The following is a 23,160-nucleotide window of genomic DNA, read 5'->3' on the forward strand; positions in this document are numbered from 1 at the left end:
ATGCTCATGTGCGTGTGAGGCCACAGGGAAGCGAAGGGATTACTGGTCGGTAACTGTAGGGTGCCCAGGTGGGGTTGGGCTAGAGGACGGTGTGCGTCCTTGTCACGGTGTGGATGTCCGGGAAGAGCGCGAGAGTGTGCTCCGGGACCTTCGTCGTATCCGGGGCGAGTACGAATGTGACCGACTGCAGCCCCGGAAACAGAGCCGATACCGCCGTGAGATCTTCGTTTCCGGTGAATTTGTTGAACCTGAGCCGCTTAATGCCCGGCAGGATGGGGCCTTCGCCCCACGGGAGGGTGGCCCACTTGAGGTGCAATTCCTCAAGTTCGGGGAGCAGCGAGACCTCTTCGTAGTCCTCGGGGGTGAGCGGTTCGAAGAGGGTGCCCAGGGCCAGTGTTTTCACCGAGCGCATATGGCGCAAGCCGCGCAGTCCGGTGAACTGGAGGGCATTCTTGGTGAATCGCAGAGATGTCAGCGGCAGATCCGGGAGTGCGACATCGAGGGATTCGCCCTGGAGTGGTACTCCGGTGTCGAGTTCGCGCAGCGTGGCCGAGGCGGAGAGCGGCGCCAGCACACCCGGCCTTTCCAGGCCCGGCATGTAGTCCAACGACAGGTGCTCCAGTGGCAATTCGGTCAGGGGCGTGAGGTCGTCGACGTACGGACTGCGGCTGATGGCCAGTCGCCGGAGCCGGCGCAGGCGTGCGAGGACGTTCAGGTCGGGCAGCCTGTTGTTGTCCCGGATGACGAGCAGCCGAGTGGTGTCCGGGTCCAGGCAGGCGTGCAGTTCCGCCGCCTCGATGTCTCCGACGAGTTGGAGGTGGGGCCGGCCGCCGAATGAACTCAGGGTGCGCAAGTGGGCCGCCGAATGGGCGGTGAAATAGAGCTCGCCCTGGGGAAGGTGGGCGATGACGTCGGCCGCGTACCGGTCGGAGTCGAACCGGTCCCAGGTCCAGCTGAGCTGGGCGCGCACCGGCACGGCGGGGTGGGTGCGGAAGCGGGCCAGTACCGGTATGGCCGCGTCGCCGCCGATGAGGGACGCGGTGATCACGACGGCCAGCGCCTCCGCGTCGGAAAGACCATCGGGACCCGGCAGCAGTTCCAGGACGAGCGGGCCGGCCGAGGCGAGCTGGCGGGCCTCCTCCGGCGTACGCGGCGGAATGAGTGTGGCCGCCTGTTCCTCCACGTCGGCCCGGACCTGCGGGTCGAGTTCCGTGGCGTGTTCGAGGCCGGCCAGGGCGAGGAGGCGGACACGGGTGCCCGCGGTGCCCTCGACACCCTCGGCGGAGTCGACCAGGTCGCGCAGGAGCTGTGCCCGTTCGCGCGGACGGGCGTGGGCGACGGCCATGCGGATCACGTCGGACCACTGGGAGTCGGCGGCGTTGCGGACGAGGAGCCCGAAGTCGCCGTCCTCCACAGCGGCCTTCGCGCCCAGGTAGTCCTGGAAGGTGCGGTGGACGAACTCGACGGTCCCCACCGCGGGTTCGCGCAGCAGGCCGCTGCGGATCAGGAGATAGCGGTAGATCTCGGCCGCGTCGCCCTGGCTCGCCACCGCGGGGAGAGAGGGCAGTGCGTCGGCGATGATGCGCTCGGCCCGTTCGCGGTCCATCTCCGCCTGGTTGTTGCGGATCAGCCAGTAGGCCAGTCGCTGGAGCAGCTGGATCTGCGGGAGTTCGCTGAGCTGGATGTGGTCGAGCTGCATCGACCGTTCCTGGTCGCGGCGCGAGAGGAGTGCGGAGAGGGCCGCGTCGTACAACTCCTGGCGTCCGTGCGGGAGATAGCCGCGTCGGTCGCGGTGCAGGGCGCAGATCAGCCCGCACATCAGGGGGTTGGTGGCGAGCCGGCCGAGATCCTGTTTGACGCCGACGGCCTCCAGGAGCGAGTGCTCGTAGGAGGCGAGGAGTTCCGTGTCCGGTGCGTCGGCGGCGGCCGCCGTGTGCCAGCGCCGGATGAAGGCGGTGACATCGGCGCGGCTCATGGCCGTCAGGAGCAGTTCGGTGAAGCCGTCCGGGGTGAGCCAGTCCTCGCCCACGGCGGAGGGGCGGGAGGTGACCAGCCACTGGTTGCCGGGGTACGCGTCGAGAAGGTCCCGCAGCCAGTGCCTCGTCCGTTCGCGGTCGCGCTCGGGGATCTCGTCGAGGCCGTCGACGAGGAGGAGCCCGCGGCCCGCGCCCAGGACCCGGTCCGCCCAGCCGTCCGGGGCCGTGCCGTGGAACGGGACGCGCACGGCCGCCAGGAAGTCGGCGGGCGCCGGCAGCCCGTCGGCACGGCGGATGAGCGTACGCAGCGGAAGGACGAAAGGGATACGGTCCCCGCGCTCGGCCCGTGCGGCCGTCACCGCGAGCCACTGGACGAGCGTCGTCTTGCCCGAGCCCGCCACTCCGCGCAGCAGCACCAGGTCGTGGTCCGCGAGCGCCTCCTCGGCGGGCAGCGGCGTCCCCGGCGAGGCGAGGTAGGCGTCACCGGAGGCGGCCGACTCCCCGTCCGTGGAGCGGCGCATCGCCTGCAGGGTCATGTAGGCGGCGTCGAGCTGCCAGCGGTTCGGTGTGTTGGCGAGGTCGATGCCGTAGATGGTCAGCTTGCTGTGCTTGGTGGCGACGTACGCCAGATACCGCCGCTCGAACGCCCCGTCCCCGTCGCCGGGACGCGGGGTCCGGGCGATCAACTCGTCGACCTTGGCGATGAGTTCGGATTGCCGCCGGGTCTGCTCGACGAGGGTTCGGGCGACGAACGTCGAGCGCTGGGTGAAGAAGTGCAGGATGTGCAGACAGGCCGTGTCGAGGAGCCGCTCGTAGAAGAGCGTCGCGTCGAATGCGAGGTCGCGGTCTGGGCTCCCGGCGGCATGGCGGAGATGGAGCGCGAGGCCTGAGTGACCGAGCGCCACGGCCTGGGCGTCGGTCATGGTGATGTCGCCGAGGGCGCGGAGCGTGTCGGCCAGGGCGTGGACGACGGGTTGCGCCTCGTCGGAGGGGATGGGGCGTTCGTCGGCGTCCTTCAGAGCCCGCCGGACCAGCTCGGCGGCGAGCCTGGTGACGTCCTTCTCCCCGAGCGTGCGCTGCTCGCCCTTGAAGGAGACACGGGACGAGATGCGGACGGGCTTGTCGACCAGTCCCGCGCCCGGCCCCTCCGGCGTGAAGAGCTTCTTGATCAGCGGCCACGGTGGACGCCAGTCGGACTCCGACCGTTGCTGGTTCCATGGCGCTCCCCCGAGGGCATGGTGCGTCGTCTGCGGGTCCGTCGTGGCTGGTCGCGCCCCGCGGCGGAGCCGCATATGTCACCGCCCCGCGCCCCTTTGGGGCGCCGCTGGATCAGCCTAGTCGCCGGGGCGGGCCCCTGTCCGTGGATCTTGGGGCGGGAAAACCGGTGGCCCTGGCGTCCGGTTCGACGGGATGATCCGCGATGACCGAACTGTCTGCGGAGGGAACCGTGATGGGCGCCGACGAACCCGAGGTCCGTACGACGGCAGGTGTGGTGCGGGGAGCCGGAGAGGCGTCGGGATCGGCGGTGTTCAAAGGGATCCCGTTCGCCGAACCACCCGTCGGAGCACTGCGGTTCGGGGTGCCGGTGCCCGTGCGGAGCTGGGACGGCGTACGGAAGGCGGTCGCGTACGGGACGCCGCCTCCGCAGTCCGCCGCGTTCGGCATGGACGCACTGGTGTCCGGCGACGCGGCGGACGAAGGGGACTGGCTGACCCTCAATGTCTGGACACCCGACCCCGGCCCCGGCGCGGGGCTGCCGGTGATCGTGTGGATGCACGGCGGCGCGTACGTCATCGGGATGTCGGGCCTGCCCGAGTACGACGGCGGCCGGCTGGCGCGGGAGGGTGCCGTCGTCGTGGTGACGCTCAACTACCGGGTCGGCATCGAGGGGTTCGCGCAGATCGAGGGAGCGCCCGCCAACCGGGGCCTGCTCGACCAGGTGGCCGCGCTGGAGTGGGTGCGGGACAACATCCGCGCCTTCGGCGGCGATCCGGGCCGCGTCACGGTCGTCGGCCAGTCGGCGGGCGCGGGTTCGCTGGCCGCGCTGCTCGCGATGCCACGCGCGGCAGGGCTCTTCGGCCGGGCCGTCGCCCAGAGCGTGCCCGGTACGTTCTTCTCGACCGAGCTCGCCGCCGACATCGCCCGGGAGTTCGCCGCGGAGCTGGGCGTGCGCCCGACGGTGGAGGAGCTGGGGGCGGTGGCGCCACGACGGCTGCCCGCGGTGGCGGACGCGGTCGGCGCGAAGGGCGGGGCGTTCGCGGAGCGGTGGGGGCCGACGGCCCACGCGCTGATCCCGGTCGCGCCCGTCGTCGACGGCGAGGTGCTGCCGGCCGCCCCCTGGGAGGCGCTGGCCGCCGGCACGGGACGGGACGTCGAACTCGTGGTCGGCCACACCCGTGACGAGTTCCGGCTGATGATGCTGCTCCGCGGACTGACCGGCGAGGTGACGGAGGATCAGGCCGCCGTCGCACTCCGGACGTTCGGGCCCGTGGGCGGCGTGGGCGGCGTGGGCGGCGATGCGGCGTACCGTGCCGCGTTCCCGGCCGCGAGTGCCGAGGACCTCTACGAACTCGTCCAGTCCGACTGGCTGTTCCGTATGCCGTCACTCCGGCTGGCCGAGGCGCAGATCGCGGGCGGCGGTCGCGCACACGTCTACGAGCTGGTCTGGGAGGCGCCGGGCATGGGCGGGATGCTGGGCGCCTGCCACGGGCTCGACGTGCCACTGGTGTTCGGCAACCTCGGCGAGGGTCTGCCGGCGCTGCTCCTCGGGGAGGAACCGCCTGCCGAGGCCGAGGAGTTGTCGCGGCTGGTCCGGGCCGCCTGGACGGGGTTCGCGGCGGGGGAGGACCCGGGGTGGCCCGCGTACGACGTCGAGCGGCGGCCGGTGCGGATCTTCGACGCGAGGCCCTCAGTGGCCCCGTACCCGGAAGAGGCGTCGCGGCAGCTCTGGCGTGAGCACGCTTTCGGTGCGCTGCCGCTGCGCGGTTAGGGAGCTTGCCGGCCAGGGCGCGTTTCCCGGCCGGGCACGACGAAGGAGCCGCACACTGCAGTGTGCGGCTCCTTGTTGGCTTGCGCCCGAGGCTCGTCGGCCTGCCGCCCGGTCGTGGATCAGCCGCAGTGGCCGGTGCCCTTCGTGGAGTACGTGGTGATGCCGCCCTCCCACGTGACGCACTCGCCGGGGGCCTCGATGTAGACGGGCCCCGCGTACGTCGTGAACCGGCCCTTGTCGGTGGCCGTACCGCCGGTCTTCGAGCTGAGCCTGGCGAACATGTCCACCGCGGCCCCGGGCTTGGTGCGGACGGTGACCACGCAGTTCTCGCCGGTCGTCTTGTTGTAGGTGAGGAAGGTGGTGCCGAGGTTCTCCATGTTGGCGGAGTCGATCACCTTGTGACCGGTGCCGCAGGCGCCGTTGTACTTCGCGACCGGGGCCTCCGACGGGGCCGCGACGGCGGCCGACCTGGCCGCCGTGGGCGCGGACGCGGAGGCCGACGCGGAGGCGGGCGCCGCGAGGGCGAGGGCACCACCGGTGACGACGACGGCGACGGCGGCTGCGTGACGGACGAGCTTCATTTCTGTTCCCCCAGTTTGGTGTGTCAGTTCGTGCGTTCGTGGATCCGTGTCCGGTGGCGCGTCCGGCAAGGTCAACTGCCGTTCGCCCCACACCAGGTGAGACCAGGGGACCCGGGGGTTGGTTGTGGCCTCTTTTGTCACCGTTCTGTCGCCGCGTGTCACTGGACTGTCACCGCGCCGGTCCGTGACCGCGGTGCTCGCCCTACGCCGTGATCGTCACCCCCTCCGGCACGTTCCGTACCCGTGGCAGGCGCGGATTGACGCGCAGGACCTGGAGGTTGGGGAAGAGGGACAGCCAGGACATGTCCGGGTCGGTGGGTTCGGCGTTGAGCCAGAGATGGGTGAGCCGGTCGCGGTCCAGGCCGTCCATGAGGTCGGTGGCGGGGATGACGCCGGCCACCTGGACGCGGGGGCGGCCGCCGAGGTGACGCAGGGCCGAGAGTTCGGCGGTGTCGGAGACCGGGAAGTACACGCCGTCGGGATCCAGGTGGGCGATGATCTCGCGCGCGTACCGCTCGGTGTCGAAGTGCCGCCAGGGCCGGGCGAGTTCGGTCCGTACCGCGAGCGAGGAACGCCCCCGCAGACGGGCCAGGTAGTCGATGGCGGCGTCGTCCTCGACCCGGGTCGCAGTGAGGGCGAGAAGCAGCGCCTGCTGGTCGCTCGGCACCTGCTCGGGGTCGGGCAGCAGCTCCAGGACGATGGGCCCCACCCAGCCCAGACTGCGGGCGCCCAGCTCGCTCGTGGGGCGCACGAGATTCTTCGTACGGTCGTGGACGAGCCGCCGGACCGACGGGTCGAGCTCGGTGACATGGTCCAGGCAGGCCGCGGCCATCAGCCGGCGGTGGTTGACCTGGGGTCTGCGCAGCGCGGGAGCAGCCGACAGCAGGCGTTCGAGGAAGTCGCCGCACTCCTCGGGGCGGGCGTGGGCGGCGGCCATGCGGATGACCTCCTCCCACTCGGGCTGGTGGGCGTGGTCGACCAGGTCGCGCAGCCGTCCGCGCGCCACGATCTCCTTGGCGGCCAGATAGTCCTGGAAGGTGCGGTGGACGAAGTCCACCGAGAGGCCCGCCTGTTCGCGCAGCAGCCCGGTGCGGTGCAGCAGATGCCCGAAGATCTTCTCGCCGTCGCCCGCCGCGCGTGCGGCGGGGATCGCGGGCAGCGCGCCCTCCAGGATGGCGACCGCCCGTCGGCGTGGCAGTTCCGAGACGCCGTCCTCCAGCATGGCGTGTGCGAGCTTCTGCAACAGCCTTTCCCGAGGCTCCTGTTGGAGGCGCACGTCGTCCGCGTACAGCACGTCCCGCTCGGGGTCGCGGCGTTGCAGGAGCATCTCCAGGGCAGCCTCGTACAACTCCTTGCGGCCGTGCGGGAGGGAGCCGGAGCGGTCCCTGTTCAGCGCGCATATGAGGCCGCACATCAGGGGGTTGGTGGCGAGCTGGCGCAGCTCCCGGTAGATCCGTACGGAGTGGAGCAGCCGCTGCTCGTACTCCTTCAGCTCGTCCCGGTCGCGCTGCTCACGGCAGTTCTCGTCGCCCATCGCCGCCGTGTGCCAGTCCCGGACGAACCGCGTGACCTGGTCCCGGGACATCGGCGCGAGCGACAGCTCCGCGAAGCCCTCCTCCGCGAGACGTTCCTCCGCGAGCCAGCCGTCCGCCACGGCGGAGGGGCGCGAGGTGACCAGGCAGCCGTTCCCGGAGAACACGCGCAGCAGACGGCGGAGCTGGTCGCGCAGCTCGCCGCGCGTCGACTCCGGGGCCTCGTCGATCCCGTCGACCAGCAGCAGGGCACGGCCCGCGAGCAGCGTCCGTACGACCCACCCTTCCGGCGCCTGGTCGGCGAGCGGGTGGCGGACGGCGCGCAGGAAGTCGTCGGGAGCGGGAAAGCCCTCGCGGGCGAAACGGCGTACGGGCAGGACGAACGGCACCCGCGCACCCTCGCGGGCGGTGGCCACGGCGAGCCACTGGACGAGGGTCGTCTTCCCCGAGCCCGCCACCCCGCGCAGCAGAACCCGCTCGTGCCCCTCCAGCGCCCGGTCCGCGAGCAGCACGGTCCGCTGCCCGGCCCCGCTCCCGTCGCCGGTGCTCTCCTCGGCCTCCAGACTCAGATACGTGTCCTCAAGGAGCCAGCGGTCCGGCGCGTTCGGGAAGTCGACGCCGACGATGGTCAGCCAGCCGTGCTGGCGTACGACCTCCTCGGCGTAACGGGCCTCGAAGTCCGCGTCCTGCCGCGAGCGTTCGGGACGGCGGGCCGCCGCCTCGGTGTCGTTGAGATCGACGAGCTGTCGGATACGGCTGGCACGCTCCGGCATGTGCTGCTGGATGTGTGGCGAGCGCCCGATGAAGTGGTGCAGCACGTGCAGACACACGTTCACGAGCAGCGCGTCGTGGAACCACGCGGCGTCGGGCGACAGCCCCCGGTCCGCGCCCGGCACGGCCCCGCGCAGTCGGCGCGCGTAGTCCTGCGGACCCAGCCGTACCGCGTCCACGTCGGTGAGGTCGAGCTCTCCGACGGCGAGCAGCGTGCGGGCCAGCACGTCGACCACGGCGGGCAGTTCGGACGTGGGGGTCGTGTGCTTCTCGGCTGCCAGCTGGATGAACTCGGCGGCCGTGCGGTGGACTTCGTCCGGGGGCACGGGGGCTTCGGCGCCGCGCCAGGTGGTGAACGCGGCGATCAGTTCGGGCGCGAGGGAGGGCTGGGGTTCCGGTGTGCGGAAGAGCCGTTGTACGAGGGGTGCGGTGTGAGGGGAGGGGATGCGGACAACGGGCTCCATGGGCATCAAGGTCCCTGTGGGGTGGGGCTGTTGTGGGAGTCAAGGGTAGGTCAAATCGGCTGACTAGCGGGTGGTGAGTTGGATCCAGTGCGGCACCTGCTGTGCCTCGTTCGTACTCAATTCTGTCGCCACATGGACCCTCTCGAGATGGGGGAAGGCTGAGAGCCAGGCCAGTCCTTCGACTGGATGGGGTGCTTCCAGTTCGAGATGGGTGAGTCGTTCGGGCACGATGAGTTCCGTCAGGTCTTCGACCCGGTAGGCACCGAGGACCACGATGTCCTTCCAGCCGCCGATGGAGCGGAGTGCGCGGAGATCCGCAGCACTGTAGACCGGGACAAAGTGCTGCTGGGTCAGGTGCGCGAGGATGGTGCGCGCATAGATCTCGCAGTCGAAGTGTTTCCAGGATGCGGCCAGGGTCATCTGGACGACTGTGCCCGGGTGTTTCCGGAAGCGGGTCAGAAACTGCAGCGCGGCCTCACTGCCCAGTTGAGCCGTGGCCCTGACCATCAGTTCTGCTGTCTGGTCGTCGACCCCCTCCGGACCCGGCAGGAGGGCAATTATCAGATCACCGCCGGCTCGTGCCAGCTCGTCCGCCTCTCTGAGCGTCCGCGGCGGAATCAGTGACCCCATCCCCTCCTCCACCAGCGTCCTCACCGAAGGCTCCACCTCCGCCGCGAACCGCAACCCCGCCGCGGCCAGCAGCTTCCCGCGCGAGGTGTCCAGCCCCACCAGCCGCCGCAGCATCTGCTCCGCCTCCTTCGGACGGGCGTGCGCGACGGCGAGAAGGATGACGTCCTCCCAGTCGTCCTTCTCCGCGTTGTTCACCAGCAGATCGAAGTCCAGCTCCTGCACGGCCAGTCGGGAGCCGAGGTAGTCCTGGAAGGTCCGGTGGAGGAAGTCCACCCTCCCCTCCGCCGGCTCCCGCAGCAGCCCCGACCGCAGCAACAGCGACCGGTAGACGTCCTCGGCGGTCCCGTCGAGATTCACCGCGGGAACCGCCTGCCCGATGATGTGCAGCGCGTCCGAACGGTCCATCTCCGCCCGGCTGTTGCGGATCAGCCACCACGCCAGCTTCTGCAGCAGCTGCACTTGCGTGGCGTACGGGATGCGCAGTCCGTCGGGGTGGTCCAACTCCCGTTCCCGGTCCCGACGTTCGAGGAGCATGGTGAGGGCGGCCTCGTACAGGGACTTCCTGTCCTGTGGGAGAAAGCCGCGCCGGTCGCGGTGGAGTGCGCAGAGCATGCCGCACATCAGCGGGTTGGTGGCCAGCCGGTTCAGCTCGGACGTGGTCCGCACGGCCTGGAGCAGTGACATCCCCTCGCCCTCGTCCGCTCCGGCGGCGCGGTGCCAGCGCCGTACGAACGTGGCGACGTCGTCGCGTGCCATCGGGGAGAGCGTGAGTTCGTGGAAGTCCGCCGCCTCCAGCCACCTCTCCGGCACGGCCGACGGGCGGGAGGTGACGAGCCACAGGTTCCCCGGGAAGGTCCGGGTCAGTTCGCGCAGCCAGCGCCGGGCCGCGTCCCGGCGGTCACCGGCGATCTCGTCTATCCCGTCGACCAGCAGCACACCCCGCCCGGCCCGGAGCACCCGTTCCGCCCAGCCGGCCGGCTGCTCCCCGGCGACCGGGCAGCCGACGGCCTTCAGGAAGTCCCCCGGGATGGGGAACTCCGTCCCCGGGCGCACGATCCTGCGCATCGGCAGGACGAACGGCACCCTCCCGATGAGGTGCGTCAGGCCATGGTCGTACGTACGGCTCGCCGTCGTCACCGCGAGCCACTGGACGAGGGTCGTCTTCCCGGAGCCCGCGACCCCGCGCAGCAGTACCTGGTCGTGCTGCGCCAGGACCTGCTCGGCGGGGATCTGGAGTCCGCCGTCCTGCCCGTCGCGCTCCCGGGTCGCCTCCAGGCTGAGATACGCGGTGTCGAGCGACCACTCGCTCGTCCCGGTGTCCAGGCCGTAGATGGTCAGCGTTCCGTACCGCCCGGTGATGTGCTCCGCGTACCGCGCCTCGAACCCCGCGTCCTCGGCCGACTGGGACGGCAGGCGCCCCAGCAGGACGTCCACGGCCCGCACCAGCCGGGCAAGCTGCCGGCTCTGCGCGGTCTGCTGCCGGGCGATGTAGGTGGAGCGCTGGGTGAAGAAGTTCAAAATGTGCAGCGCGGCCGTGTGCAGCAGCTGCTCGTAGAAGAACTCGCCGTCGCCGCTGAGTCCGTAGGCGGCGACCGTGGTGTTGGAGCGGAGGAGGCGTGCGAACTCGTCGGTGCCGAGAGCCACGGCTTCGTAGTCCTCGATGGTGATGTGCCCGAGCGAGGCGAGCGAGTGCCCGAGGGCGTGCTTTATGGCGACTGCCTCCTCGGCCTTCACCGGCCGCTCGCCGGGTCCCGCCGTCCTCAACGCCCTCAGGACCAGCTCGTCCGCGACCTTCTCGACGTCCTTCGGCGTGACGCTCCGTTTCTCGCGCCCGAACGACACCAGCGCCGATATCCGTACCGGACTGCTCACCAGCCCGGCCCCCGGCTGGTCCTTCACGAAGAGCCTCTTCACCAGCGGTGCGACCGCGCTGGACGCGATACGGGCCCCGAGCACTCCGGCGTCGACCATGCACCGAGCGTAGGCGAACCACCTGGGCCCTTGTGTAGCCCCCGCCACATTCCCGGGCCTCTGGATCATGCCCTCCGGTGACATGACGCACAGGTGATTTGTCCGGTACTAGGGCGAGTAGTGGTGGACTGGAAACGGGCAAAAAGGACCTTTGGCCCGGGGGTGGTGACGGGGTCGGAGCGCATGCGGCGCGGGCCCGGAGTGAGGGGTCCGGGGCCGGGGCGGACGGCCCTGAAGTGGGCGTAAACCAGACTTCACGGAGAAAAGGCGGAGGATTTCGTCCCAGACGTTCTTCTTGTCAAGGAGTCGGAAGTTTCGGTGTCAAGTACGACTTCGGGTCGTAGATGGGCCCTTTGTGGGATGACGGCGGCGCGGGTTACCAAGGGACCTCGCCCGGTGCGCCGACAGCGCGCCGGGTGTGTCGATGCCCGTCCCCCGATGTCCGTCCCCCGGAGGTAGCCCCATGTCGCAGCGCATCACGTCCCACCTTCCCGGCACGCCCAAGCTCCGTGTCCGGGCGGCCGCCATGGCTCTCGGCCTGGGAGCCTCGGCCGCGCTCGGAGCCGGGGTCGCGGTCGCCGCCGACACCAAGGCGAGCGCCGTCGCGCTGCCGGGCTCCGCCGCCGTCTCGGTGCAGCAGCAGGCCGCCGCGCAGGCCAAGGCCGCCGCTCAGACGAAGGCCAAGAGCAAGACGGCCGCCAAGAAGGCCGCCGCCAAGCCCGTCGCGGCCAAGAAGGCCGCCTCCTGGGTCGACCCCGTCAAGAAGTACAAGCTCTCCGCGAAGTTCGCCCAGGCCGGCAACCTCTGGTCGTCCACCCACTCCGGCCAGGACTTCGCCGTCGCCTCCGGCACACAGGTCGTCGCCGCGCACGGCGGCACCGTGGTGAAGGCCGGCGGCAACGGCGCCGGTGACGGACCCGCGTACGGCAACGCCGTCGTGATCAAGCACGGCAACGGTACGTACTCGCAGTACGCGCACCTGTCCCGCGTGGACGTGAAGGTCGGCCAGATAGTGAAGACCGGCCAGCGCATCGCCCTGTCCGGCAACACCGGCAACTCCAGCGGGCCGCACCTGCACTTCGAGATCCGCACGAAGGCCAGTTACGGCTCGGCGGTCGACCCGGTCGCCTTCCTGCGCTCGAAGGGCGTGAGCCTCTAAGGGCGCCTGGGGCTCACGGTTGGGAGTCCAGGGCTCAGAGTGACCCGGAAGCGCCGGCGTGTGCCCGCGTGACCAGATCGATGGCGACCTCCAGGACGGCCTTCCGCTTGTCCTCGGGGTCGCCTTCGATGTCCTTGAGGGCGAACATCCCGGCGTGCATCGTGAACAGGGCGCTCACGCAACGGACCTGATCCGTCAGCGCGGCGTCCGACTCCCTGATGATGTCCAGCATCCCGAGCATGCGGTCCTTGAAGGAGTCGCCGATGCTCAGCTCGCGGATCGTGGCCTGGTTCTCCTGTACGAAGCGGAAGAGGGGGGCCGCGTCGGTGAGCGCCAGGCTGTAGCGGCTCAGCAGCTCCTGCTTGGTCTCCAGGGTGTGCGGCTGCCCCTTGCCCCACTCGATCAGCTCGTCCATCGGCCTCGTCAGGTCCTGGAAGAGGCTGATGAGGATGTCTTCCTTGGTCTTGAAGTGGTAGTAGAGCGCCGCCTTGGTGACGTCCAGCCGTTCGGCGATCTCCCGCAGTGACGTCTTCTCGTAACCCTGCTCGGCGAAGAGTTCGATGGCCACGTCCTGGATGCGCTGACGGGTGTCCCCGCGCCGCCGCTGCCTGCTGCCGCCCATCGTGGCTGCTCCTCGTCCTTGTCGTCCCTACGTGTCGTAGGTGCTCGCCGTAAGGTAAAGAAAAACTTACTTGACGCCCGGCTAGTTACGGGTCTACTTTTCCCCAGTGTAGTCAACTAGCCGGTCGGCAAGTAAGTGCAAGTAAGTAGCAGTGCAGTACCCAGGGGAGTGGGGACAGTGGCGGACACCAAGGCGGCTGACGCAGCCGGGGCAGTGGTAGAAGCGGGGGCGGAGACAGGAGCGGAACAGGGGGCGGCCGAGGTCGAGGGCAAGCAGCCCAGGAGCGTTCGGGTCGTCCTGCTCGCGTTGATGATCGCGATGCTCCTCGCCATGCTCGACAACATGATCGTCGGCACTGCCATGCCGACCATCGTGGGGGAGCTGGGCGGGCTCGAACACCTGTCGTGGGTCGTCACGGCCTACACGCTCGCGACCGCCGCCTCCACCCCGATCTGGGGCAAGCTCGGCGACATGTACGGGCGCAAGGGCGTCTTCATGACCTCGATCGTGCTCTTCCTGATCGGGTCGGCCCTGAGCGGAATGGCGCAGGACATGGGGCAGCTCATCGGGTTCCGGGCGATCCAGGGACTCGGTGCCGGCGGTCTGATGGTCGGTGTCATGGCGATCATCGGGGACCTGATTCCGCCGCGGGAGCGCGGCAAGTACCAGGGCATGATGGCCGGCGTGATGGCCCTCGCCATGATCGGCGGGCCGCTGGTCGGCGGCACCATCACCGACCACTGGGGCTGGCGCTGGTCCTTCTACATCAACCTGCCGCTCGGTGTCGTCGCGCTGATCGCCATCAGTGCCGTACTGCATCTGCCCCGGAAGCGGGCGCAGGCGCGGATCGACTACCTCGGGGCCGGGCTGCTCACCGTGGGCATCACCTCGATCGTGCTGGTCACCACCTGGGGCGGGAGCGAGTACGCCTGGGGCTCCGCCATGATCATGGAGCTGATCGGGATCGGGGTCGCGGCGCTCGTCGGGTTCCTGTTCTGGCAGACCAAGGCAGCCGCGCCGGTCGTGCCGCTGCACATCTTCCGGAGCGGCAACTTCTCGCTGATGTCCGTCATCGGTTTCATCGCCGGGTTCGTGATGTTCGGCGCGGTGCTGTTCCTGCCGCTCTACCAGCAGTCCGTGCAGGGCGCGTCCGCGACCAACTCCGGGTTGCTGCTGCTGCCGATGCTCGGCGCGATGCTCGTCACCTCGATGGTCGCCGGGCGGGTCACCACCAACACCGGGCACTACAAGGCCTTCCCGATCGTGGGCAGCGCGCTGATGGCGGTCGGGCTGTACCTGCTGTCGCTCATGGACACGGATACGTCGCGACTGACGTCCGGGGTGTACATGGCCGTGGTCGGTGCCGGGATGGGCTGCCTGATGCAGATCACCATGCTGGTCTCGCAGAACAGCGTCGAGATGAAGGACATGGGCGTCGCGTCGTCCACCACCACGCTGTTCCGTACGCTCGGGTCGTCCTTCGGGGTCGCGATCATGGGCGCGCTCTTCAACAACCGGGTCCAGGACGTGATGACCGAGCGGGCCGGGGCGCTGGGCTCGAAGGTCACCGAGCAGTCGGCCCAACTGGACGCGGCGAGCCTCGCGAAGCTGCCGGTCGCTGCGCGCGAGGCGTACCAGCACGCGGTGTCCTCCGGTACGCACTCGGCGTTCCTCCTCGGAGCGGCGGTCGCCGTCGTTGCCCTGATCGCGGCGGTGTTCGTGAAGGAGGTTCCGCTGAGGGGCGGTTCGGCGCCGACGCCGACCGAGACGGTCTGAGTATCCGTTGATGGCGGGGCTTGCGTTGTGTGTTTGCTGCGGGCCGGTGGGGGCTGGTCGCGCAGTTCCCGCGCCCCTTAAAGGCAAGGGCTACCGCCCCTCAAAGACGAAAGGCCGGGGCGGTAGCCCTGGCCTTTGTCTTTAGGGGCGCGGGGAACTGCGCGACCAGCCCCCACCGGACCGGCGGATACGGACGGCCCGTGGATGTCGGACGACCCGCGGGTGCTAAGGAAGCATCGGGAAACTTCCCGTGTTCGTCGGCGCATGTTCAGGCAGCCACAGCACGGCGACCGCCCCCTCGACCGGCCCCAGCCCCGCATCGAGCCCCACATTGCGGAAGGTCAGCCGCGCACCGAGCACCCGCGCCTGCCCCGCCGCGATGGTGAGGCCGAGCCCGTGACCGTGCCCCGCCCGGTCGCTGCTGCCCGTGCGGAAGCGGCTCGGCCCCTCGGCGAGCAGGTCCGCGGGGAAGCCGGGCCCGTGATCGCGGACCCGGATGACCCGCCCCTCGACGGAGATCTCGATGGGGGGCTTGCCGTGCTTGGCGGCATTGGCGATGAGGTTGCCGACAACCCGCTCCAGACGCCGCGGATCCGTGGTGACCAACGACTCGTGCACCACCCGGACCTCGATGTCCGGATGCGTCGAGGCGACCCGCCGGCTGATGAACTCGCCGAGGTTGATGTCCTGCAACTCGGCCCGCTCGGACGCCCCGTCGAGCCGCGCCACCTCCAGCACGTCCTCCACGAGCGTGCGCATCGCCTGGGCCCGGTCCCTGACCAGCTCGGACGGCCGCCCCGGCGGCAGGAGTTCGGCCGCGGTGAGCAGCCCGGTCACCGGCGTGCGCAACTCGTGCGCGATGTCCGCGGTGACCCGCCGCTCGGCCTCGTACCGCTGCTTCAGTGCGTCCGCCATGGCGTCCACCGCGTGCGCGAGGTCGTCGGTCTCGTCCCGTACGACACCGCCGATGGCGTCCCGCACCCGCACATCGCTCTGCCGCTGCGCGACCAGGTTCGCGGCACTGGCGGCCTTGCGGAGGCGGCCGGAGAGCTGGCCGCCGACCAGCACGCCGAGGGCGCAGCCACCGAAGATGACCGCGATCGAACCGATGAGCAGGGCCTGGTCGAGGTCCGCCATGACGTTGGCGCTGCGGTCCGTGAAACGGGTGTGCAGCGACAGGGTCCGGCCATCCCGCATCGGCATGGCAGCCCAGATGTCGGGCACCCCGTCGGCGTTGTCCTGCACGAAGGTGGCCCGCCGTTCGGCCTTGACCTTGCGCAGCAGCTCCTGAGGTATGTCCGGATCGTCCACCCTGGTGCCCAGCCGGGCCGCCCCGCTGGAGGTGTCGTAGTACCGCGCCGCGATCTGCAGCCGCTCGTCCTGCACATCGCGGGCGTTGTCCAGCATGGTGACCCAGGCGGCGTTGTGCACGACGATGCTGAGCACCAGCGCCACCAGTGCGCTGACCAGCGCGATCGCCGCACTCAGCTTCCAGCGCAGCCCGATCCGCAGCCCTCTGGGCCGCACCGGGAGCCTCATCCCTTGAGCTTGTAGCCGAAGCCGCGGACCGTCTCGATCCGGTCCTGGCCGATCTTCGTACGCAGCCGCTGCACATGGACGTCGACGACGCGGGTGTCGCCGCCCCAGCCGTAGTCCCACACCCGCTCCAGGAGCTTGTCGCGCGACAGGACCGTGCCCGGCGCCGACGAGAACTCCAGGAGCAGCCGCATCTCGGTGGGCGTCAGCGCCACCGGCGTACCGCCCCTGCGCACCTCCATGCCCACGGTGTCGATCTCCAGCTCGCCGTCACCGTCCCCGAAGGACAGCACGCCATCGGCGGGGACGGACGGACCGCCCTCGGAGTCGGCCGCGGACCGCGGCCCGCTCGCGTGCCCGAAGCGCCGCAGCACGGCACGGATCCGCGCGACGAGGACGGCCCCGTCGAAGGGTTTCGTCACGTAGTCGTCGGCGCCCGCCTCCAGGCCCAGGACGACGTCGATCGAGTCGGCGCGGGCCGACAGCATGATCACGGGCACGGTCGACTCGTCCCGGATCCGACGGCACAGCGACACACCGTCGAGCCCCGGCACCATCACGTCGAGGAGCGCGATGTCGGGCCGGTCGCTGCGGAACGCCTCCAGCCCCGACAGACCGTCGGGCATCGCGGTGACCACGAAGCCGTCGCGCTCCAGCGCGAGTTGGGTGGCCTCGCGGATGACGTCGTCGTCCTCAACGAACAGGACGTGGGTCTGCTCTGTCATCCGGTGCTCTCAGTTTCTCGGTCGGTCGGGTCGGTTGCGGAAGTGGCCGGTCTAGTTCTCGGTCGGGACCGGCGTCTCGCCGCCCGCCACCTTGCTGTAGTCGTTCGTCGTCCTGGCCCGCTCCGCGAAGCGGTTCGCCGTCCAGCGGTACGTGATGACCTGCTCGCCTGACGGATACTCCAGCGAGTCGCCCTTCCCGTACACCTGCTGGGTGACCACCAGGTCGCCCCGGTCGATCTCCGCGTAGACCGGGGGTTCCTCGGCCCGGAAGACATTCTTGTACGCGTCGCCGTCCTCGCGATACACGTACGAGCCGACGCCGACCGCGTCGCCGCAGGTCATCACGTTGACCAGGACGTCGTCCGCGGTCCCGCCGGTGAGTTTTCCGTACGACACGTCGACCGGGTACTCGTCGCCGAAGCAGGGCTTCAGGTCGCGCTTGACCGCCGCGCTGACACCCGGGTCGGCCCGGACGAGCCTGATGGCGTCCGCGCGTTCCTTGGTGGGGGAGGCGGAGGGGGTGCCGGCCTCCACGGCGCCCGCGGACACCGAGTCGGAAGCCGGGCCCTCGTCACGGGCGCCGGTGCCGCCCGTGCCGCAGGCGGACACCAAAAGGCCGAGGGCGGCGAGCACGGCCACTGCCGTGATCACCGCCTTCAAGGCCCCACCGGGCCGTGGAACCGTCGTGCCTAGGCCGCGCAACGCTCCCGCTCCTCACGCTCCGGCACACCCGCGCCGAACTGGTCGCGTTCGTCGGACGCCCGGCGCTCCAGCTCCTCGCGGAGCCGGGCGAGCGCCCGGTGCAGTGTGCTCTTGACCGTGCCGGCCGACATGCCGAGGGCGGCGGCGGTCTCCTCCGTGGACATCTGCTCCCAGTGTCGCAGCACGACGACACTGCGTTGCTTCGGAGCGAGCACCTTCATGATGTCCATCAGGAGCGCGCGGTCGGCGTGCTGCTCGGTGGAGTCGTCCACGCTCGCGTCCGGCAGCTGCTCGGTGGGGACCTCCTCCAGCTTGCGGGCCCGCCACCACTCCGTACGCGTGTTGATCATGACTCGGCGCAGATAGGCGTCGGCGAGACGCTTGTCGGCGATGCCGTCCCAGCGGCCGTACGTGCGGACCAGCGCGGTCTGCAGGAGGTCCTGGGCGTCGACCGGGTCGGGGACCAGGCGGCGTGCGCTGCGCAGCAGCGCGTCCTGCCGGGTGCGTACGTACTCTTCGAACTCGAGCACCTCGCCATGCGCCATTCCAACCGCCTCCGTCCCCGTTTTCCGACCTGCGTGCTGCCGGTTGTCCGTTGCCTGCCGTACCGCTGGTCCGCGGTACGGCACTGAAGTTACGGAGCGGTTGTCACGGGGCTGTCCGAACGAGCCTGCGGGAAGCGCTCGGCTGTCCGTCGGTTGTGTAACGGAAGTAGGGGATGGGTAAAGCGAGGCGCCGACTGGGGTGGTTATGGGGCGGTTTGCCTGCCGGGAGGTGTCAAGACGAACTGTCACGGACCCCGGTGGAACCTGTGAGTCAGCTCAGCGGGAGCCGGTACAGACCGCCCGCGAGGGGCTCGGCCAGACCGTCGGCGACCAGCCCGTCCAGGGCCCGGGCGCGCTGGACCGGCTCGTCCCACACCCGGTCCAGGACCGACTGCGGGACCGGCGCCACCGCCTCGCGCAGCACGGCGAGCAGCCGGCCGCGCACCTGCCGGTCCGTGCCCGCGTACGTCTGCCCGCGCCGCGGCGGCCCCTCGTGCGCGGGCTTGCCCCCCAGCCGCCACGCGCACTGGGCCGCGATCGGGCAGCGCACGCAACTCTCGTTCTTCGCCGTGCAGACGAGTGCGCCGAGTTCCATGGACGCGGCGGCCCAGAGCGAGGCCGTGCGCTCGTCGTCGGGCAACAGGGCGCGCGCGAGCTTGCGTTCGGCGGCGGTCGTGGCGTTCGGCGGGTACTGGACACCGGTGACGGCCCGCGCGAACACGCGCCGCACGTTCGTGTCGAGCACGGCGTGCCGCTGCCCGTACGCGAAGGAGGCGACGGCGGCCGCCGTGTACTCGCCGATACCGGGCAGCGCGAGCAACTGGGCGTGCTCGGTGGGTACGTCGCCGCCGTGGCGCTCCGTTATGGCGACCGCGGCGCCGTGCAGTCGCAGCGCGCGGCGCGGGTAGCCGAGGCGGCCCCAGGCGCGGACGGCCTCGCCCGGCGCGTCCTCGGCGAGGTCGGCGGGGCGTGGCCAGCGGGCGAGCCACTGCTCGTACACCGGCAGCACCCGGCTCACCGGCGTCTGCTGCAGCATGAACTCGCTGACCATCACTCCCCACGGTCCCGCGTCGGCCCGCCGCCATGGCAGGTCGCGCGCGTTGTCCTCGAACCAGTCGATGACAGGGGCGTGCAGGTCGTCGCCGACGGCTTCTTGTGCGTCGGCCTGGGCGTGGGATGTGGGTTTCGTGGGCGCAGTCATGGCAGGTCCGATCCTCCCATGCGGGGGCGCCTCCGGCGGTTTGGCGGGGCTGCCGTCGTGTGTTGTCCGCGGGTGGGCGGGGGCTTGCCGCGCAGTTCCCCGCGCCCCTTACAGGGCGTCCCCGGGACGATGATCTGTAAAAGATGATGGTGTGAGCGGCGGGTGGGGACAGTGAACTCCCGGATCTCTCGTACAGTTTGCGCCGTGGGATCTATGCGCAATCCGGTCGGGCCGCTTCCCTCCTCCATCTACTGGCGACGGAGGGCCGTTCTCGTGTCCGTGGTCGCGGTGTTGGCGCTGTTGGTCACGTGGGTGGTGACCTCAAGTGGCGGGGGCGGCGGCAAGAACGACGCCGACGGGTCCAACGACAAGAACCCCACCGCCTCGATCACACCGGGCCCCTCCGGCTCCGATCCCGCGATCAGCCAAGCCCCGGGCGGGCGCGACGAGTCGGGCGACGAAGGCGACGGCGGTTCCGGGGGTTCTGGGGACTCCGGCGGTTCGGCGGGTTCCGGCGGCTCGGACGGTTCCACCTCCGGCGGCTCCGCCTCGGGCGGTGGCAGCGTGGACGACGGCGAGGGCGGCGGTGGCTCCGGCGACACGCTCCCGGCCGGTTCCAGCCTGCCCAACTGCACCGCCGGTGCCGTGAAGTTGACTGTGCGCAGCGTCAACAACGCGTACGCGCCCGGCGAGAAGCCCACCTTCGAACTGATCGCCAGAAACTCCTCGGGCAGCGACTGCAAGCTCGATCTCGGTCCGAAGAACGCGGTCCTGACCATCACCCAGGCGGAAAGCGACGACGAGATCTGGTCCTCGGCCGACTGCCCGACGGGCGCCGCCACCATCCTCTTCCGCATCCCGGCCGACGACCGCGTCACCCACACCGTCCAGTGGAACCGCAAGTCCAGCGCCCCCGAGTGCGCCACCCCACCGGCCATCGCAGCAACAGCCGGAACCTACTTGGTAGAGGCCAAGGCCCCAGGCTTCACAAAGACCCAGACATCATTCGTCCTGAAGAAGGACTAGCACCCCGAAAGGGGCGCGGGGGAACGGCGCAGTCTTTCAGGGGCGCGAGGAACGGCGCGCTCAGCCCCCACTACCCAGGGGCGCGGGGAACGGCGCAATCTTTAGGGGCGCGGGGAACGGCGCGCTCAGCCCCCACTACCCAGGGGCGCGGGGAACGGCGCAATCTTTAGGGGCGCGGGGAACGGCGCGACCAGCCCCCACCAACCCGCACCAAAACACAAGGCCCGGCCCCGCCAAACCGCCGGACGGCTACACGTACCGCTCGAGGATCGAAGACTCGGCCAACCGGGAAAGCCCCTCCCGCACACTACGAGCCCGAGCCTCCCCCACCCCATCCACGGTCTGCAGATCATCCACGCTCGCGGCAAGAAGCTTCTGCAGCCCACCGAAGTGCTCGACAAGCCGGTCGATGATCGCCCCCGGCAACCGCGGCACCTTCGCCAGCAACCGGAACCCGCGGGGCGAAACGGCGGAGTCGAGCGCCTCGGGCGACCCGGTGTACCCCAACGCCCGAGCCACCGTCGGCAGTTCGAGAAGCTCCGCATGGGTGAGCGCGTCGAGCTCGAACAACGCCTCGTCGACGGTCCGCGACCGCTTGGCCGTCGGCTCGGGCACATAGTCCCGCACGACAAGCTCCCGCTCGGGCTCGACCCCGGCGATCAACTCGTCCAGCTGAAGCGCGAGCAACCGCCCGTCCGTGCCCAACTCGACCACGTACTCGGCGATCTCGGTCGCGATGCGCCGCACCATCTCCAGCCGCTGGGCGACCGCCGACACGTCCCGGACGGTGACCAGGTCCTCGATCTCGAGGGCCGACAACGTGCCCGCGACCTCGTCGAGGCGGAGCTTGTACCGCTCCAGCGTGGCCAGGGCCTGGTTCGCGCGGGAGAGGATCGCGGCCGAGTCCTCCAGGACCCGCCGCTGCCCGTCCACGTACAGCGCGATCAGCCGCATGGACTGGGAGACGGAGACGACGGGGAAGCCGACCTGCTTGCTCACCCGGTCCGCCGTGCGGTGACGGGTACCGGTCTCCTCCGTCGGAATGGTGGGGTCGGGCACCAGCTGCACACCGGCCCGCAGGATCTTGGTGATGTCCTTGTCGACGATGATGCCGCCGTCGAGCTTGCACAGCTCGCGCAGCCGGGTCGCCGTGAACTCCACGTCCAGCACGAAACCGCCGCTGCACATCGCCTCGACGGTCTTGTCCCAGCCGAGCACGATGAGCCCGCCGGTGTTGCCGCGGAGAATTCGCTCCAGGCCGTCACGCAGCCCTGTGCCGGGTGCCACGGCGCTGAGTGAGGTGCGCATCAGGCCATCGGCACCGGAACTCCCGGCGGACTTGCCGGGAACTGCTGCCCGGTCGTTGGCTGCCACTGCACTCCTCCGGTCGCAGGTGTCTGGGGGCGCCCTGAGTTCGTACGGACGGGCGAGACCTGGGCAAAGTCTACCGGCGCTCTTCCTCGTCCCGTGGGGCCTCTCGCCGACGCGACCTCGGGAGGACCCTCAGCGCGTCCCCCATGTCGGCGACTTCCAGGACCTTCATGCCGGGAGGGATCTTGCCCGGATCGCTCGGAACAAGGGCGTGGGTGAAGCCCAGACGATGGGCTTCGGCGAGTCTGCGCTGGACGCCCGTGACCCGTCTGACCTCGCCCGCGAGGCCCACTTCGCCGATCGCGACGAGGTTCTTGGGCAGCGGGGTGTCGCTCGCGGCGCTGGCCAGCGCGAGCGCGATCGCGAGGTCCGCGGCGGGCTCGGTGAGCTTCACGCCGCCGACCGTCGCGGTGTAGATGTCCCGCTTCCCGATGGCGCTGATCCGGCCGCGCTGCTCCAGAACGGCGAGCATCATCTGGACCCGGGAGGTCTCCAGACCGGAGGTCGTGCGCCTCGGGGTGGGGATCTGGGTGTCCACGGTGAGCGCCTGGACCTCGGCCACCAGGGGGCGGCGGCCTTCCAGGGTGACGGTCAGACAGGTGCCGGGGACGGGCTCGGCCCGGCGGGTCAGGAACAGACCGCTCGGGTCGGTCAGCCCCGTGATGCCCTCGTCGTGCAGCTCGAAGCAGCCGACCTCGTCCGTCGTCCCGTAACGGTTCTTGACGCCTCGTACGAGCCTGAGGCGCGCGTGCCGGTCGCCCTCGAAGCTCAGGACGACGTCCACGAGATGCTCCAGGAGACGCGGTCCCGCGATGGCGCCGTCCTTGGTGACATGGCCCACCAGCAGGGTGGCCATGCCGCGCTCCTTGGAGGCACGGATCAGGGCCCCGGCCACCTCACGCACCTGGGACATGCCTCCGGGGGCGCCGTCGATCTCCGGAGAGGCCACCGTCTGCACGGAGTCGACGATGAGCAGGGACGGCTTCACCGCGTCCAAGTGACCGAGGACCGCGGCCAGATCCGTCTCCGCCGCCAGAAACAGGTGGTCGTCGATCGCCTTGATGCGGTCGGCGCGCAGCCTGACCTGGCTCGCCGACTCCTCACCCGTGATGTAGAGCGTGCGGTGCTCGTCGCTGGCCGCCTTGGCCGCCACGTCCAGCAGCAGCGTGGACTTGCCGACGCCCGGCTCGCCCGCCACGAGTACGACCGCGCCCGGTACGAGCCCGCCGCCGAGCACCCGGTCCAGCTCGGGCACGCCGGTCGAGCGTGCGGTCGCCTGCCGGCCGTCGACCTGGCCGATGGGCAGCGCGGACGTGGTGACCCGGCCGGGGGCCGTCGTACGCACCGCGGGCGCGCCGTACTCGTCGATCGTCCCCCACGCATGGCATTCGGGGCAGCGGCCGAGCCACTTGGCCGCCTGCCAGCCGCACTCGGTGCAGCGGTAGGACGGCCGGTCCTTCGCGGTCTTCGTACGGGCAGCCATGACACGAACCGTAACCGCCCTCACTGACGGCGCGATGCCGGTCCTTTCCGCGCCCGATGCCGATAACCGGGCACCCTTCGCAAACCGGCCACGACTCGTC

The 23,160-nt window shown here is 70.3% G+C and carries 16 protein-coding genes; 4 read left to right on the plus strand and 12 right to left on the minus strand.

The annotated features are described in order from the left end of the window. Positions 1-79: 79 nt before the first annotated feature. Positions 80-3,268, minus strand: coding sequence for an NACHT domain-containing protein (locus OG718_RS30905; RefSeq protein ID WP_328845730.1), 3,189 nt, complete (start codon positions 3,266-3,268; stop codon positions 80-82). A 128-nt stretch (positions 3,269-3,396) separates the two neighbouring features. Between OG718_RS30905 and OG718_RS30910 the strand changes: the two genes are divergently transcribed. After that, positions 3,397-4,965 (plus strand): carboxylesterase/lipase family protein, encoded by a 1,569-nt coding sequence (locus OG718_RS30910; protein WP_328845731.1) that lies wholly within the window; start codon positions 3,397-3,399, stop codon positions 4,963-4,965. Between the two features lie 119 nt (positions 4,966-5,084). Here OG718_RS30910 and OG718_RS30915 read toward each other — a convergent pair whose 3' ends face one another. The 3 genes from OG718_RS30915 to OG718_RS30925 all read right to left on the minus strand — a co-directional run bounded on the left by OG718_RS30915 (position 5,085) and on the right by OG718_RS30925 (position 10,914). Continuing rightward, positions 5,085-5,546: a spore-associated protein A gene (locus OG718_RS30915; protein WP_143640452.1), complete on the minus strand. Its 462-nt coding sequence runs from the start codon at positions 5,544-5,546 to the stop codon at positions 5,085-5,087. Between the two features lie 202 nt (positions 5,547-5,748). Next, the gene (locus OG718_RS30920) at positions 5,749-8,313 is read right to left on the minus strand and encodes an NACHT domain-containing protein (protein WP_328845732.1); all 2,565 of its coding nucleotides are present in this window, start codon (positions 8,311-8,313) and stop codon (positions 5,749-5,751) included. Between the two features lie 63 nt (positions 8,314-8,376). Then, complete coding sequence (locus OG718_RS30925; protein ID WP_328845733.1) at positions 8,377-10,914, minus strand: NACHT domain-containing protein; 2,538 nt, start codon at positions 10,912-10,914, stop codon at positions 8,377-8,379. Positions 10,915-11,377: 463 nt separating this feature from the next. On the opposite strand from OG718_RS30925, the gene OG718_RS30930 reads away from it, so the two are divergent. Next, the gene (locus tag OG718_RS30930) at positions 11,378-12,073 is read left to right on the plus strand and encodes a M23 family metallopeptidase (protein WP_328845734.1); all 696 of its coding nucleotides are present in this window, start codon (positions 11,378-11,380) and stop codon (positions 12,071-12,073) included. Positions 12,074-12,107: 34 nt separating this feature from the next. On the opposite strand, the gene OG718_RS30935 is transcribed toward OG718_RS30930, so the two are convergent. Continuing rightward, entirely contained in the window at positions 12,108-12,695 is a 588-nt protein-coding gene (locus OG718_RS30935; protein ID WP_143640456.1) for a TetR/AcrR family transcriptional regulator, read from the minus strand. Between the two features lie 213 nt (positions 12,696-12,908). On the opposite strand from OG718_RS30935, the gene OG718_RS30940 reads away from it, so the two are divergent. Beyond that, positions 12,909-14,471: an MDR family MFS transporter gene (locus tag OG718_RS30940; RefSeq protein WP_328847864.1), complete on the plus strand. Its 1,563-nt coding sequence runs from the start codon at positions 12,909-12,911 to the stop codon at positions 14,469-14,471. Between the two features lie 225 nt (positions 14,472-14,696). On the opposite strand, the gene cseC is transcribed toward OG718_RS30940, so the two are convergent. The 5 genes from cseC to OG718_RS30965 form a co-directional block, all read right to left on the minus strand. Then, complete coding sequence (gene cseC / locus OG718_RS30945) at positions 14,697-16,010, minus strand: two-component system sensor histidine kinase CseC (protein WP_143640457.1); 1,314 nt, start codon at positions 16,008-16,010, stop codon at positions 14,697-14,699. After that, positions 16,007-16,732, minus strand: coding sequence for a two-component system response regulator CseB (gene cseB / locus OG718_RS30950; protein ID WP_143640458.1), 726 nt, complete (start codon positions 16,730-16,732; stop codon positions 16,007-16,009). Before cseB ends, cseC begins: the two co-directional genes overlap by 4 nt. Positions 16,733-16,783: 51 nt before the next feature. After that, entirely contained in the window at positions 16,784-17,434 is a 651-nt protein-coding gene (locus OG718_RS30955) for a hypothetical protein (protein WP_143640459.1), read from the minus strand. Next, entirely contained in the window at positions 17,422-17,979 is a 558-nt protein-coding gene (locus tag OG718_RS30960) for a SigE family RNA polymerase sigma factor (protein WP_143640460.1), read from the minus strand. Before OG718_RS30960 ends, OG718_RS30955 begins: the two co-directional genes overlap by 13 nt. 271 nt (positions 17,980-18,250) lie before the next feature. Next, positions 18,251-19,180, minus strand: coding sequence for an A/G-specific adenine glycosylase (locus tag OG718_RS30965; RefSeq protein ID WP_143640461.1), 930 nt, complete (start codon positions 19,178-19,180; stop codon positions 18,251-18,253). A 204-nt stretch (positions 19,181-19,384) separates the two neighbouring features. Here OG718_RS30965 and OG718_RS30970 point away from each other — a divergent pair, with 204 nt between their 5' ends. Continuing rightward, positions 19,385-20,206 carry a hypothetical protein gene (locus OG718_RS30970; RefSeq protein ID WP_306939302.1) on the plus strand — a complete coding sequence of 274 codons (822 nt, stop codon included), beginning with the start codon at positions 19,385-19,387 and terminating at the stop codon, positions 20,204-20,206. Positions 20,207-20,455: 249 nt separating this feature from the next. Here OG718_RS30970 and disA read toward each other — a convergent pair whose 3' ends face one another. Continuing rightward, positions 20,456-21,580 carry a DNA integrity scanning diadenylate cyclase DisA gene (gene disA, locus OG718_RS30975; RefSeq protein ID WP_055618634.1) on the minus strand — a complete coding sequence of 375 codons (1,125 nt, stop codon included), beginning with the start codon at positions 21,578-21,580 and terminating at the stop codon, positions 20,456-20,458. 70 nt (positions 21,581-21,650) lie between these two features. Then, positions 21,651-23,060, minus strand: a complete 1,410-nt coding sequence (gene radA / locus OG718_RS30980) for a DNA repair protein RadA (RefSeq protein WP_143640463.1) — start codon at positions 23,058-23,060, stop codon at positions 21,651-21,653. Positions 23,061-23,160: the final 100 nt, after the last annotated feature.

It is taken from the genome of Streptomyces sp. NBC_00258 (assembly GCF_036182465.1).
Lineage (GTDB): Bacteria > Actinomycetota > Actinomycetes > Streptomycetales > Streptomycetaceae > Streptomyces.

Coding starts and splice junctions, on each gene's coding strand:
- OG718_RS30905 (WP_328845730.1), bottom strand. CDS start 3,268: ATGCGGCTCCGCCGCGGGGCGCGACCAGCCACGACGGACCCGCAGACG.
- OG718_RS30910 (WP_328845731.1), top strand. CDS start 3,397: ATGACCGAACTGTCTGCGGAGGGAACCGTGATGGGCGCCGACGAACCC.
- OG718_RS30915 (WP_143640452.1), bottom strand. CDS start 5,546: ATGAAGCTCGTCCGTCACGCAGCCGCCGTCGCCGTCGTCGTCACCGGT.
- OG718_RS30920 (WP_328845732.1), bottom strand. CDS start 8,313: ATGGAGCCCGTTGTCCGCATCCCCTCCCCTCACACCGCACCCCTCGTA.
- OG718_RS30925 (WP_328845733.1), bottom strand. CDS start 10,914: ATGGTCGACGCCGGAGTGCTCGGGGCCCGTATCGCGTCCAGCGCGGTC.
- OG718_RS30930 (WP_328845734.1), top strand. CDS start 11,378: ATGTCGCAGCGCATCACGTCCCACCTTCCCGGCACGCCCAAGCTCCGT.
- OG718_RS30935 (WP_143640456.1), bottom strand. CDS start 12,695: ATGGGCGGCAGCAGGCAGCGGCGGCGCGGGGACACCCGTCAGCGCATC.
- cseC (WP_143640457.1), bottom strand. CDS start 16,010: ATGAGGCTCCCGGTGCGGCCCAGAGGGCTGCGGATCGGGCTGCGCTGG.
- cseB (WP_143640458.1), bottom strand. CDS start 16,732: ATGACAGAGCAGACCCACGTCCTGTTCGTTGAGGACGACGACGTCATC.
- OG718_RS30960 (WP_143640460.1), bottom strand. CDS start 17,979: ATGGCGCATGGCGAGGTGCTCGAGTTCGAAGAGTACGTACGCACCCGG.
- OG718_RS30965 (WP_143640461.1), bottom strand. CDS start 19,180: ATGACTGCGCCCACGAAACCCACATCCCACGCCCAGGCCGACGCACAA.
- radA (WP_143640463.1), bottom strand. CDS start 23,060: ATGGCTGCCCGTACGAAGACCGCGAAGGACCGGCCGTCCTACCGCTGC.